This window comes from Campylobacter concisus (assembly GCF_002913865.1).
Taxonomy (GTDB): Bacteria; Campylobacterota; Campylobacteria; order Campylobacterales; family Campylobacteraceae; genus Campylobacter_A; species Campylobacter_A concisus_AM.
Genome location: NZ_POYX01000095.1, coordinates 1 through 13412, shown reverse-complemented (window position 1 = coordinate 13412; position 13412 = coordinate 1). Strand labels below are relative to the sequence as shown.

Here is a 13412-nt window from a genome sequence, read left to right as displayed (position 1 = left end):
ATGGAGAATATTAGAGAGTTTCAAGCTTATGGCTATTTTTTCTTGACAGCATTTTTGGCGATCACTTTGTATGCCTACTTTTTTCATCTTTATAAGAGCGAAAAAACTGGCAGAAGAAACTACGAGAAGTACTCAAAACTAGCGCTTAACGATGAGATTGGTGGCGAAATTTTAGAGCGTAAGGCTACAAAGGAGAGCGTATGCAATGGCTAAATTTAGAAGATAATGTAAATTTACTAGCTCTTATAGGAGCGGCTCTAATCATCGTGCTTACCATCGTTGTGGCTGGCAGGTACGTGGGGCAGATGAAGGTTAAAAAAGATGAGAGTGTTGAGCTTAGTGAGCATAACTGGGACGGCATAGGTGAGTACAAAAACCCTGTCCCACTTGGCTGGGCGGTCGTCTTTTTGCTAGCGCTAGTTTGGGCGGTTTGGTACTATTTGCTAGGCTATCCTTTAAATTCTTACTCACAAATCGGCGAGTACAACAAAGAGGTCAAAGAAGCAAACGCTAAATTTGAAAAAGAGTATGCAAATCCAAGCAAAGAGACGCTTCACGCTATGGGCGAGAGCATATATCTCGTGCAGTGCTCGGCATGTCACGGCATCACAGGCGATGGCATAGGTGGCAAGGCTGCAAATTTACAAATTTGGGGCAGTGAAAAAGGCATAGTTGAGACTATACTAAATGGCTCAAAAGGGCTTGAATATCCTATGGGCGAGATGCCAGCAGGCTTAGCCGATGCTGATGGCGCAAAGGCGATCGCAGCATACGTAGCTAAAGAGATAAGTGCGATAAAAAGCACAAAAAATGAAAATTTAGTAGCAACTGGCAAAGAGCTTTACGCTGCATGTGCGGCGTGTCACGGCGAAGATGGCAAGGGCATGGATGGTATGTCGGTTGATCTTAGCAAATATGGCTCGGCTAGTTTTGTGGCTGATGTGCTAAATCGTGGCAAAAAAGGAGCGATCGGCACTATGCCTAAATTTAATGATGGCAGGCTAAATGAGATCCAGCAAAGCGCAGTTGGCGAGTACGTCATATCGCTATCAAAGGGCGAATAATGGAAAATAAAAATAGAAACATCTTTGCCTTAAACGGCATTAGCGGGTTTTTAATAGCGGTGGTGCTTTTGCTCTCTATCCTAGCGGTGCTTACATACATTGGCATCGGCTTGCAAAAAGAGGTCGCGACCAAGCCTTACTCACTCAAAGATGCAGCTAGCATCGAGATGAAGAGCGTTGATAACGCTAAACATGTCATTGTAAAGGAGAAGTGATGCTAGGCATAATAGAAAAAGCCATTATCCTGCTAATAATCGTCGCAGGCGCCATTTGTGCGTGGTCAGTGCTTACACCAAATCACCTCTTTGTAGGCTAAATTTGAAGAAATTTGCACTCATTTTTATCATTTTGCTCTGGCAAAATTTGGCTTGGGGTGCAAATTTTGTTATCAATGATGATAGAATTTTAAGCCAAAAAGTGAGCCAAAAGCTAAATGAGATAGGAGACGAGTTTTATCAAAAAAGCGGCATAAATTTAGTAGTTGGCGTATATAAAGATGGCGAGCTTGGCATGCTTTTTAAAGAGCAAAATTTAAGCTCGCCTTTTGTCTTCTTAGCGCTCATAAAAGATAAGCAAAAGGTTGAAATTTTTAGCGATACAAGCACTTCACAGCTTTTTAACAAGGAGCAAATTTTAAGCGTAAGTCCAGAATCAGGCACAATCATCCCCATTTTAGTCTCAAAAAACGGCAAAGATGTCTATAATGCTGCCATCTTAAACGGCTACGCTGATATCGCCGAGCAGATCGCTGGGAGCTTAAATTTAAAGCTAGAAAGTGGCATCGGTAGTTCAAACAAAACGACCTTAAATTTCTTGCGAATTTTCATCTACGGCTTGATCGCATTTTTCGTTCTCATCATCTTTTATAAAAAGGTAAAAAATGGCTAAAAAGAGCTTTTGGCCTTATGGCATCGTGCTTAGTATAGTGGCTATCATCTTAGCTTGTGTCGCAACCATCGTTGTTGCGATCAACAACCCAGTCGAGATGGATAGTGCTTATATGCAAAGTCACCAAAGCGTCGATGAAAACATCACATTTATAAAAGAGAGTGAGGCTAGATTTGATGAAAAATTTGAGCTTAAATTTGAGCCAGAATTTAAAGGCTTGCAGGGTAAGTTTAAATTTCATCTAACGCCAAAAAACGGCGAAATTTCAAGTCTTAGCTATGAAATTTTACTCACTCGCCCACAAACAAACAAAGACAACAAGACACTAAACGCCTCATGGCAAGAAAACGAGCTTGTAAGCGAGAGTGTTGGCCTAAAAGAGGGCAGGTGGCAGCTACTTTTAAGGCTTAGCGACAAGCAAGATACGAGATACTATAAATTTGATTTTAATGCTACAAAATAGACTAAATTTGTACCCAAAAGTTTTTTAGCCAAAGTCAAAACCAAATAAATTTACCTGCAAATTCCCTAAATGTCAGATCAAACCTCTTTAAAACCAAAATTTAAGCCCAAACGCTTGCCAGTTGCAACGTATTCTTTAAATTTATAGATAAGAGGCGAGTATTTTTTAGTATCTAGCTTTTCGTCTTTTAACAAATTTTCATCCACAAATATGCCAACTATCTTGCAAGTGACGATGCAAAACCACTCCTTTATCTCACACTTTTCGACGATCGTTTCTATCTGTATCTTGCACTCTTTTATGCGCGCGCTTTAGTTTTTGGCGCTAAATTTAAGCAATATAAACCCCGCGGCACCCGAAACTACCGAACCTAGCAAGATAGCGAGCTTGTCGGTGTAGGCAAAGGCGTCCGTGTCGTTGTAGGCTAGGCCGTTAATGAAAAGGCTCATCGTAAATCCTACGCCGCAAAGTACCGCGATGCCGTAAAGTTGGATGAAATTTGACCCTTCTGGCAGCTTGGCTAGCTTAAATTTGATCGCCAAAAAGCTAAAAGAAAATACCCCGACTTGCTTGCCGACGAAAAGCCCCAGCGCCGTGCCTAGCGCGACCGGAGACAAAATCTCGTCCAGTCCGACGCCTCGCAGTGAGATGCCTGCGTTTGCGAAGGCAAATATCGGCAGCACGCCAAACGCCACCCAGCCGTGCAGGTCGTGCTCGATGCTTTTTAGCATAGATTTGCCCGGCTCGTCTTTAAAGCTAAGCGGTATGAAAAAGGCCGCCACGACGCCGGCAAGCGTGGCGTGAACGCCTGATTTTAGCACCGCTACCCACATCACCGCGCCTACGATTAGATAGGCCGCCTTGCTCTTTACGCCGAGTCTGTTTAGCACGAAAAGCGCGGCTAGACAAACGCTCGCGACCGCAAGCATTTGGGCGCTAAGCTCGCTCGTGTAAAATAGCGCGATAATCACGATCGCGCAAAGGTCGTCGACGATCGCTAGCGTCATGAGGAAAATTTTTAAACTAGTCGGTACGCGAGGCCCGAGTAGGCTCAAAATCCCCAGAGCAAACGCGATATCCGTCGCCGTCGGTATCGCCCAGCCGCCAAGCGCGAAGGAGTCGTGCTTCGTAAAAAGATAGAAGATAACCGCGGGCACTATCAGGCCGCCTGCCGCGCCGATCGCTGGCAGCGCGATTTGCGACGGATTTTTTAGCTCGCCCTCCAGCACCTCGCGCTTTAGCTCAAGTCAGATGAGAAAGAAAAATACCGCCATCAACCCGTCGTTCACCCACAAGATCAGGGGTTTGCTTAGTCCGTATTCGCCGAAGCTCATGGTAAATTTGGTATTTAAAAATTCGTTGTAAAAATCGCTCAAAAACGTATTTTGACACAGTAGCGCCGCGACCGTAGCGATCATCAGCAAAATCCCGCCGCTGGCTTCGTGTTTTAAAAACTCTTTTATTCCGCCCATTTTGCTTCCTTTTTATAAATTTTGGCGATTATAACGTATTTTTACGCTCGCATAAAATTCGGGCGAATTTGGCTATAATCAAGTCAAATTTAAAGGTAAATTTAGTAGACGCGTCGCTAAAATTTGTCATGCCGCGCTTGCGGGAGCGGGACGCTTGCGCACGGTTTTTATAGATTAAGGAGCGAAAATAAATGAAATTTTAGATATATGTAAGCGTGCAAAGGCTGTTTGCGGCGAGCTTTTGAGACTTGATAGCAGGGCTAAATTTGCATCTAAAAGTTTTTTAGCCAAAGTCAAAACCAAATAAATTTACCTGCAAATTCCCTAAATGTCAGATCAAACCTCTTTAAAACCAAAATTTAAGCCCAAACGCTTGCCAGTTGCAACGTATTCTTTAAATTTATAGATAAGAGGCGAGTATTTTTTAGTATCTAGCTTTTCGTCTTTTAACAAATTTTCATCCACAAATATGCCAACTATCTTGCAAGTGACGATGCAAAACCACTCCTTTATCTCACACTTTTCGACGATCGTTTCTATCTGTATCTTGCACTCTTTTATGCGCGCGCTTTTTACCTTTATACCTGGCTCTTTGTGTAAATTTGCCACCTTAAATTTATCGCTTTCGTAGCTGTACCCAAGGGCTCTTTTCTCCTCTGGCACGTCCTCATCGCCTGTTAGTTTTTCTATCTTTTTTATAGCTTCAAGCAAGCTCTCATCGCATAAATTTAGCGTGATGTCTGAGCCATTTTGGATATTTTTATAGCCTTTGTTATCAACTCCGATACCAAGCACCACGCTATCTCCTAGCGTCCAAGACGACGAAAGCACGGTGATATCATCTCGCCCTTTTTGATCTTTTGTAGTGGCAAGCAGGACAGGAAAGCCGTAGTAAAAGCCAGATCTGTTTAACTCTTTATGCATTTTTGCTCCTTTTTTAGATTGTATCCCCCAGCAGTTTAAGGCTTAAAATTTTAATGAATTTAGAAAAATTTTCAAAGCTTGCCTTAAGTGAGAAAAAGCGCTCTTTTATCAGCTTTTGGCTATCATTTTTAAAAATTTAAGAGAGAAAAATGCGCAATCTAAATCAACTTTTCGTCTTTACAAACTCGCGTAAGATCAGGGACTTTAACGCTGGTTTTAATGACGAGCTAATCCCAAAAAGTCTAAGCATCGCAGAGTTTTATAAAAAAGCTGTTTTTGTAAATGGTCGCTTTGAGTGCGATAGCACCTACGCTTTAGTGCTTATGAACAGAGCCTGTGCCAGCGTCAAAGAGGCAAACTCGGTGCTTAAAATCCCAACTGAGTTTTTTGAGTTTTTGAAAAATAACGACTATCTTTTTTCGTTTTTTAAAGAGCTTGCCATCAGCAAAAAGAGCATTGCTGAGATTAAATTTAACGACATTTACGCTGATTTTGAGGAGCATCTAAGCATACTTGAAGCGGTTTTAAAAGAGTATGAGAGCTTGCTTGATAAAGAAGATCTTTATGATGATATAACCTTGCCAAAAATTTACTCCATAAACGAAGCTTACATAAGAAGTTTTAGTGAAATTTCACTGCATATTGATGGCATTTTAAGCGAGTTTGAGTGGGAAATTTTAGAAAAAATCTCAAAACTAACCACGCTAAAAATTATCTTTCAAACTAGCGTTTTTAATAAAAAACTAATCGATAAGATAAGGCAAATTTCAGCCATTAGTGAGTTTGAAAACTATAAAAAATATGAGTTAAATTTAAACACAAACGAGCTAATCTGCCTAGAAAATATCACAAAATTTGAGCCAGTTTTAGTAAGAAATTTCGCCACAAGAAGCTTGCAGTGCGCCTACGCTATGGCAAAGGCGAGTGAGTTTGTGCTTGATGGCATAAAGCCTGAAAATATCGCTGTCATCTTGCCAGATGAGGGCTTTAGCGAGATTTTAAGGCTTCATGATAATGCTAAAATTTTTAACTACGCCATGGGTGAGAGCTTTAAAAATACAAAATTTTATGAGGCGCTTTACTACATCACAAGAGCGATCAACGAAGAGGCAAGTCCAGTTTTTGATAAAAGCAAGTGTGAGAGCTACGAGGAGTTTGGCTTTATTTTGAGCGAATTTGGCGTGAGCGAGCAGCTTTTTGAGAAATTTAAGGCTGGCTATTTTGAGCTGTGCGAATTTGCTAAATTTAAAGAGCTAATAGATGAGCTTTTGTTGCTTGAAAATGAGCCAAGGTGCGAAGAGAAGCTCGCACTTGAGCTTTTTAGGATGGAGAATTTATGCAGGTATTTTAGCTTTAGCTTAAAGCAGCTAAGTGAAATTTTCTTGCTAAATATCTCGCGCCTAAGCATCGACGACGTGGGCGGCGGAAAGATCAGCGTCATGGGCATGCTAGAGAGCCGTGGGATGAAATTTGATGGCGTCATCATAGTTGATTTTAACGACAACTTCATCCCCGCAAGAAGCGCAAACGAGATGTTTTTAAACTCAAAAGTGAGGCAAAAAGCGGGGCTTATAAGCTACCTTGAGCGTGAAAATTTGCAGAGATTTTACTACGAAAGCCTCATAAATAACGCCAAAAAAGTGGCGATAAGCTGCTGTGTAAATGAGGAGAGCATACCTTCGAGATTTTTAAAAAATTTTAAAACGATAAAAGATGAGAAATTTAGCGATGAGGCCTATTTGAAGCTATTTTTAAAAGGAGAGGCGAGCTTAAATTTAAAGGATAATGAGATCATTTTAGAGCATGATTTTTTCACAAACCCACTCTCGTTTTCGACACTAAATTTATTTCTAACCTGCCCAAGAAAATACTACTACACAAAGATAGCTGGCATAAAGCCTGCAAAAGGCGTAGCAAAAGAGCTTGGTACAAAACAAGGAAATAGCGTTCATAGCGCACTTTTTGAGTATTACACGAGCGAATTTTATAAGCAAAATAACACCTTTAATCTAGCCGTTTTTAAAGAGATGCTAACAAAGCAAAATCTTACGCCACTTGAGTTTGAAATTTGGACGCATAAATTTAAAGAGTATGAAATTTATGAAAACGAGCGCTTAAGGGCTGGATTTAGAGTGCTTGAGTGCGAAAAAGAGGTGCAAAGCGAGTTTTGTGGCGTGCAGATAAAGGGATTTATCGATAGGATCGATGCAGACGCAAACGGCGACGTGCTTATACTTGATTATAAAACGGGCGAAGCAAATGCAAATTCGCTCCAGCTTGCATTTTATGAAGCGCTTTACGGTGGCAAGGTGCGAAGTGCTTACTATGCCCTAAAAAACGAGCCTAGCTTAGTTAGCTCTAAAAAAAGCGTAGAGGATCTAAACGGCGAGATAGAAAAGCTAAAAGGCATAAACAAAACCAAGATAAATTTTGAGAGAAAGAGCGGTGCTTGCACATTTTGCGAATACGCTACACTTTGCAGGAGAGAGTTATGAAAAATTTTTTAGCCCTAAAAGCAAGCGCTGGAAGCGGCAAGACCTTTGCGCTAAGCGTTCGCTACATCGCTTTAGTACTTCGAGGTGAAAATATAAACGAGATCATCGCTCTAACTTTTACAAAAAAAGCAGCAAACGAGATGAAAGAGCGCATAATCGCCACTTTTTTGGATCTGCAAAATAAAAAGGGCGAGCTTGAAGCGGTGTGTGCGGAGCTTGATATAAGCCAAGATGAGGCGATAAAAAGGCGAGATGAGAGGCTTGGCGTCTTTTTGCAAAGTGAGCTAAAAATTTATACATTTGATGCGTTTTTCTCTGGGATTTTAAAGAAATTTAGCCAAAATTTAGGGCTTAGCCCTGATTACAGCGTGCAAGATAGCTTGCAAGATCTGGCGTGGAAAAAATTTGTAAAAGAGGCGAGCAAGGATAAAAAGCTTCTTAGCGAGCTAGCCTTAATGATGATCATCTCAAGCCAAAAGGAGGCTAGCTTTTCGCAGACTTTGGCGAAATTTTATGAGAGCTTTGGCGGCGAGCTAAAAGATAGTGGCGCAAGCTATCCAGATGATAGTAAAGTAAGAGCAGCGCAAAGAATGATAAATGAGCATATAGCCTTGCAAGATGGCGCTAGCGATGTGGCTAAAAAGACATTTGGCGAGCAGAATTTATTTGAGCTATTTAAGAGCAAGGTTTTTGCTAGGCAAAGCCTAGACTACCGCACTTTTAGCAAAATTTACACCCCAGAGCTTGATAGGCTTTTTTGTGAGCTAAAAGAGGCAGCGAAAAACTACATTTTAGAAGTCGAAAAGTATAGGCTAAGTGGCTTTAGTAAGCTATTAGGGCTTTATAAGGCGTCAAATTTAGAGCTAAACAAGGAGATAAATGCGCTAAGTTTTGCTGATATAAACAAGCTGGTTTTTAAGCTTTTGGTGCAAAGCTTAGACAAAGAGGCTCTTTATTTTAGGCTCGATGGCAGGATAAATCACCTCTTAGTCGATGAGTTTCAAGATACAAACGTGATCCAGTATGAGATCATCTTACCGCTAATCGCTGAAATCGTCTCTGGATACGGACAAAATGGTCTTGGAAGCTTCTTTTACGTGGGCGATACGAAGCAGAGCATATATAAATTTAGAGGCGGCAAAAAGGAGCTTTTTGACAAGCTTGGAGATGATTTTAGCCAGATAGATATAGAAAATTTACCAAGTAACTACCGCAGTTTAAAGGCTTTGGTGAAATTTAATAACGCCATTTTTGAAGAAATTTATCATAGATATGGGCTTAGTTTTGAGCCGCAAGAGCCAGCCAAAAAAGATGAGACGCTAAGCTACGAGGTAAGCGGTGAGTGTGCATACTTTGAAGTAGAAAAAGACGACTACGGCTACTTGCGTGTGCTAAGCGATGAAGATATCGCAGGTGCGGTCGTTTCGCAAGCAAGTGAGCTTTTAAAAGCTGGCGTAAATGCAAGCGATATAACCGTGCTTTGCTGGAAAAATAGCGACATTAGTCTCATTTCAGAAGTGCTTAGCAGCGAGGGGATAAAAAGCGTCAATGAAGGCACCTTGGAGCTAAAAAGAACGCCACTTGTTGCAGCGATCATCGAGTATGCGAAATTTTGCCTATTTAAAGAAGAAATTTATGAGAAAAATGTAAAAGCGCTAGTAAATGCAAGCGTCAAAAAACTAAGCATAAAACCAGAAGAGAGCGCTACAAATAGCCTATTTTACTTAGCTAAAAATTTAGGCATAAGCATGGCAGACGTTGATATCTTGAGGCTGTTTGAGCTAAGCGCGGGGTATAAAAATTTAAATGATTTTATATTTAACCTTGAAAACTTTAGCTCTAAAATCAGTCCAAAAAGTAGCGACGGCGTGAGAGTGATGACCGTGCATAAGTCAAAGGGGCTAGAATTCGCTCACGTCATAGTTTGCGATATGATGGGCAAGGGCAGGGGTGATGACTCAAATTTCATAACCGAATACAGCGAAAAGGGCGAATGGATCGTAAAGAGTAAAATTTCAGGCAGAGAGAATTTTGATAGCGACTACGCAAGCGTTTTAGAGCAGATGAAAGAGCTTGAAAAGCAAGAAAATATCAATAAAATTTACGTCGCTTTCACAAGAGCCACAAAGTCGCTCATCATCATCAAGCAAGCCGTCCCAAGCGGAAGTAGCCCAAGCTTTTTTTCATTTTACACAAAAAGCGACAAGAGCGAAGCAAACGACTATCTTGATCTAAAAGAGTTTAGTTTTGGCAAAATTTTGCCTAGCAGGAGCGAGCAAAAAGAGGCGAAAAAAGATGAGAAAATGCCTGAAATTTTAAAGATAGAGAGGCAAGATGTTGAGGCAAAAGAGCAAAAGACGAGTGGGAAAAATTTAAGCGCGATATATTTTGGCCTTGCGTTTCACTATCTGCTTGAGATGAGCGAAAAATTTGATGAAATTTCACTAGAAAAAGCTAAAAATTTGATGCTAAATAAATTTCATAAATTTTTGACACTTGAAGTCCTTGAAGATGCCCTTACTAGGGCAAAAATGCTTATAAATGAGCCAAAATTTATAGAGTGCATAAAAGGCAAAGAAATTTACAAAGAGCAGCCATTTAAAGTAAAAAATGAGCTAAAACAGATGGATCTTTTTTGCTTTAATGAGCGTGAAATTTGCGTGATTGATTATAAAACGACAGATAAAAATATAGAAGAGAACAAAAAACAGGTAAAAGAGTATAAAGATGCGCTCGCTAAATTTTATGAAAAACATAGTATAATTGCCGTCATCTTCTATGCACTTGAAGGCAAAATTTCATATATTGAAGTTTAAACGCTACTTAATTTAAGCTTTATTAAAGTATTGTTTAAATACAATCACAACTCAAAAATTAACTTGGCAAAGGTAAGAAAATGACAAAAATAACAAAGCCAAACGAAGTTAAGCGAGACTGGATCGTAGTTGATGCAGCTGGTAAGCGCTTTGGTAGATTGCTAACTGAGGTAGCAACTATACTTCGTGGCAAAAACAAACCATGCTTCACGCCAAACGTAGATTGTGGCGACTATGTTATCATCATAAATGCTTCTAAAGTAGAATTTACTGGTAATAACAAAGCTGAAGATAAACTTTATCACAGACACTCAGGATATTTTGGTAGCGTAAAGAGCGAGAAATTTGGCGATTTGATAGCAAATAAGCCAGAAAAACTATTTAAATTAGCTGTTCGTGGCATGCTTCCAAAGACAAAACTTGGGAGAGAGATGATAAAAAAACTAAAAGTTTATGCTGGCAGTGAGCATCCTCATACGGCACAAATAGCTAAAAAAGAAGGAAAATAATTATGGCAAAAGTTTATGCAACTGGTAAAAGAAAAACTGCCGTAGCAAAGGTTTGGATAAAGTCTGGAAGCGGTAAAATCGTAGTAAATGGTATGGATCTTAACACTTGGCTTGGTGGTCATGAGGCTATCAAGCTTAAAGTTATTCAACCACTTTTAGTAACAAAACAAGAGAGTTTAATAGACGTAGTAGCTACAACTTTAGGTGGCGGTTATTCAGCACAAGCTGAGGCTTTAAGACACGGCATTTCACGTGCTTTAGCTGATATGGATGCTGATTTTAGAGCAGCTCTTAAACCAAAAGGCTTGCTAACTAGAGATTCTCGTGTTGTTGAACGTAAGAAATTTGGTAGAAGAAAGGCTAGAAGAAGCCCACAATTCTCTAAACGTTAATGGTTTTTTGCAAGTGCTTTTGCATTTGCAAAATTTAGGTTATGTAAATTTCAGATTTACATTAAGAATTTGGTTATAATTTAAAGTTGATTTATTTTTATTTAGGTAAAATTATAGTCAACATTAAAAATCCCTATTTGAAAGGAATTCTATTATGAAAAAGATTGCTTTAGCTATGGTTGCCGCAACAGCGGTTTTTGCGTCTAACGCAGCATACAACTATGAGATCACTCCAACTATCGGTGGTGTTCATCCAGAAGGAAATCTACGTGTAAAAGACCACAACTTTGTTGGTATTAGAGCGGCTAGAAACCTTGAAGATTTCTTCTTTGATCAAGTTGAACTTGGTGTTGATTACTCTCAAAAATTAAAAGAGAGAACAGGTAACGTTGTAAGAGAGGGTAGAGCTCTTAGATACCACGCAAACCTTGTAAAAAATATCGTTGACTTTGGACCAGTTAGCTTATATGGTTTAATCGGTGCTGGTTATGAAGATGTTCCAGCTATCTTTGTTAAAAATGAAGATGGTGGCTTTGGTCAATATGGTCTTGGTTTAAGATATCAAGTTACTGATAGATTTGCTCTTAAAGCAGAGGCAAGAGACGCTATCAAATTTGAGCACGCTGATCACAACCTATTCTATTCACTAGGCTTTGGCATCGGTCTTGATTCAAAAGCAGCTCCAGTTGTAGCAGCAGCTCCAGCAGCTCCAGCAGCAGCTCCAGCTCCAGTTCTTGATGATGACAATGACGGCGTGCCAAATGATATCGATCAATGCCCTAACACTCCAGCTGGTGTAGTTGTTGACGAAAGAGGATGCGAGAAAGTTATCGTTCTTAGAGACCTAGATGTTAACTTCGCATTTGATAGCTACAAAGTTGGACCAAAATATGCAGCTGAGATCAAAAAAGTAGCTGACTTTATGGGCGAACACCCAGATTATAAAGTTGTACTTGCTGGTCACACTGATAGCGTAGGTGCAGAAGCTTACAACCAAAAACTATCTGAGAAAAGAGCAAAAGCAGTGGCTGAGGTTCTTGCTGGTTACGGTGTAGAAAAAGCTAAAATTTCTACAGTTGGTTACGGCGAACTTAAACCAATCGCTACAAACAAAACTAAAGAAGGTCGCGCTGAAAACAGACGTGTTGAAGCTACTTTCAACAAATAATTTTACTATTTAAAATTACTTCTTTAGGGCTTGGCTTCGGCTGAGCCCTTTTTTATTTCTGCGGAGAATATCATGAAAAAAACTATACTTTTTGACTTAGACGGCACACTTATAGACTCTACTTCTGCTATTTTAAAAGGTTTTGATGTGGCGTTTTTAGCTCACGACAAGAAAGAGCCTGATCATAATGCACTAAAATCTCTAGTAGGATATCCGCTTGAAATAATGTTTGAAAAACTTGGTGCTAAGAAGAATTTAATAGGTGAATACGTAAAAGAATATAAAGCTTGCTACGAGAAGATCTATTTAGATGAGACCGTGCTTTTACCGCATGCTATGGATGCTTTAAAAGAAGCTAGCACATTTGCTGATGTTGGTGTTGTTACGACAAAGACATCAAAATTTTCTATCATTTTGTTAGAGCATTTAGGCGTTATGAAATTTATAAAAACGGTTGTCGGACGAGATGATGTAGTAAATCCAAAACCAGATCCAGAACCTATAAATTTGGCTTTAAAGAGACTAGACAAAGAAAAAGATAATGCCTTTATGGTTGGCGATACTATTATGGATCTAAAGGCCGCCAAAACTGCTCTTATAACTGGCGTTGGCCTTACATGCGGATATGGTAAAGAGTCTGATTTAAGGCAGTTTAGCGAGCATATATTTGCAAATCCACTTGAGGCTGTTAGTTTTATCAAAGAAGCTTAATAGTGAAAGTTTATTAAAGCACTTGGGTCTGACACTATTTAAACATAAATTTATTCATAATTTTTTGTTTTAACTCATTACAAAATGCTTTGATGGACCAAAAAGAATTTTATAATTTCATATCAAAAATGCCAGCTACTATTTTATTAATCTAGATAATTCTTGCTTTTAGTAATATTTGTTCTTTTTGGTAAATTTGCTAACAAAATATACCAACTAATGTGCTCGTATTAGAATTTGCTAGGTAGAGATTTTGTAGGCATTGAAAAAGAGCCAGAATTTATAGATACTGCACTTAAGCGAAAGGCTGAGCTTGAAGCAAATTTTATAAAATTTAGAGATAAATTTACTGATATAAAGTTGCTTAATGGTTTAAAATTTGGTTAGATTTAAAATTCCATATTTTACAACTATCCGTGCAGCACTCGCAGCTGCCAAGTCACTAAGCACAGTTCAAACTGGCAAAGCACTTGAGGTAAAAAGCTTGCAAGAGTATCTAAGCGAGAGATA

The 13412-nt window shown here is 39.5% G+C and carries 14 protein-coding genes and 2 pseudogenes; 13 read left to right on the top strand and 3 right to left on the bottom strand.

The window, feature by feature from the left end:
- The 5 genes from CYP77_RS06215 (at position 1) to CYP77_RS06195 (ending at position 2415) form a co-directional block, all read left to right on the top strand.
- Positions 1-213 (top strand): cytochrome c oxidase, cbb3-type, CcoQ subunit, encoded by a 213-nt coding sequence (locus CYP77_RS06215; RefSeq protein WP_002939259.1) that lies wholly within the window; start codon positions 1-3, stop codon positions 211-213.
- Positions 201-1064 carry a cbb3-type cytochrome c oxidase N-terminal domain-containing protein gene (locus CYP77_RS06210; protein WP_103567774.1) on the top strand — a complete coding sequence of 288 codons (864 nt, stop codon included), beginning with the start codon at positions 201-203 and terminating at the stop codon, positions 1062-1064. Before CYP77_RS06215 ends, CYP77_RS06210 begins: the two co-directional genes overlap by 13 nt.
- A complete protein-coding gene (locus tag CYP77_RS06205) occupies positions 1064-1279 on the top strand; it encodes a DUF4006 family protein (protein WP_103567775.1) in 216 nt (71 codons plus the stop codon). The genes CYP77_RS06210 and CYP77_RS06205 overlap by 1 nt, the downstream gene beginning before the upstream one ends.
- Positions 1280-1382: 103 nt before the next feature.
- Complete coding sequence (locus CYP77_RS06200; RefSeq protein WP_103567776.1) at positions 1383-1952, top strand: hypothetical protein; 570 nt, start codon at positions 1383-1385, stop codon at positions 1950-1952.
- Positions 1945-2415 carry a FixH family protein gene (locus tag CYP77_RS06195; protein WP_103567777.1) on the top strand — a complete coding sequence of 157 codons (471 nt, stop codon included), beginning with the start codon at positions 1945-1947 and terminating at the stop codon, positions 2413-2415. The genes CYP77_RS06200 and CYP77_RS06195 overlap by 8 nt, the downstream gene beginning before the upstream one ends.
- 77 nt (positions 2416-2492) lie before the next feature.
- On the opposite strand, the gene CYP77_RS10185 is transcribed toward CYP77_RS06195, so the two are convergent.
- The 3 genes and pseudogenes from CYP77_RS10185 to CYP77_RS06175 all read right to left on the bottom strand — a co-directional run bounded on the left by CYP77_RS10185 (position 2493) and on the right by CYP77_RS06175 (position 4811).
- Positions 2493-2621 (bottom strand): hypothetical protein, encoded by a 129-nt coding sequence (locus tag CYP77_RS10185; protein WP_258030891.1) that lies wholly within the window; start codon positions 2619-2621, stop codon positions 2493-2495.
- 105 nt (positions 2622-2726) lie between these two features.
- Positions 2727-3887, bottom strand: a pseudogene (nhaA, locus tag CYP77_RS06185) (Na+/H+ antiporter NhaA).
- A gap of 336 nt (positions 3888-4223) precedes the next feature.
- Positions 4224-4811 (bottom strand): flavin reductase, encoded by a 588-nt coding sequence (locus CYP77_RS06175; RefSeq protein WP_103567778.1) that lies wholly within the window; start codon positions 4809-4811, stop codon positions 4224-4226.
- A 149-nt stretch (positions 4812-4960) separates the two neighbouring features.
- Between CYP77_RS06175 and CYP77_RS06170 the strand changes: the two genes are divergently transcribed.
- The 8 genes and pseudogenes from CYP77_RS06170 to CYP77_RS10385 form a co-directional block, all read left to right on the top strand.
- Complete coding sequence (locus CYP77_RS06170; RefSeq protein WP_103567779.1) at positions 4961-7306, top strand: RecB family exonuclease; 2346 nt, start codon at positions 4961-4963, stop codon at positions 7304-7306.
- Positions 7303-10122 (top strand): RecB-like helicase, encoded by a 2820-nt coding sequence (locus CYP77_RS06165; protein WP_103567780.1) that lies wholly within the window; start codon positions 7303-7305, stop codon positions 10120-10122. Before CYP77_RS06170 ends, CYP77_RS06165 begins: the two co-directional genes overlap by 4 nt.
- A gap of 80 nt (positions 10123-10202) precedes the next feature.
- Complete coding sequence (rplM, locus tag CYP77_RS06160) at positions 10203-10631, top strand: 50S ribosomal protein L13 (RefSeq protein ID WP_002939292.1); 429 nt, start codon at positions 10203-10205, stop codon at positions 10629-10631.
- A 2-nt stretch (positions 10632-10633) separates the two neighbouring features.
- The gene (rpsI, locus tag CYP77_RS06155) at positions 10634-11023 is read left to right on the top strand and encodes a 30S ribosomal protein S9 (RefSeq protein ID WP_002939337.1); all 390 of its coding nucleotides are present in this window, start codon (positions 10634-10636) and stop codon (positions 11021-11023) included.
- Between the two features lie 154 nt (positions 11024-11177).
- Positions 11178-12191 (top strand): OmpA family protein, encoded by a 1014-nt coding sequence (locus tag CYP77_RS06150; RefSeq protein WP_103567781.1) that lies wholly within the window; start codon positions 11178-11180, stop codon positions 12189-12191.
- Between the two features lie 72 nt (positions 12192-12263).
- Entirely contained in the window at positions 12264-12902 is a 639-nt protein-coding gene (locus CYP77_RS06145) for an HAD family hydrolase (protein WP_103567782.1), read from the top strand.
- Positions 12903-13139: 237 nt separating this feature from the next.
- Positions 13140-13289, top strand: a complete 150-nt coding sequence (locus CYP77_RS06140) for a hypothetical protein (protein ID WP_181001954.1) — start codon at positions 13140-13142, stop codon at positions 13287-13289.
- Positions 13279-13412: pseudogene (locus CYP77_RS10385) on the top strand (hypothetical protein); the annotation flags it as partial. The gene CYP77_RS06140 and the pseudogene CYP77_RS10385, both read left to right, overlap by 11 nt.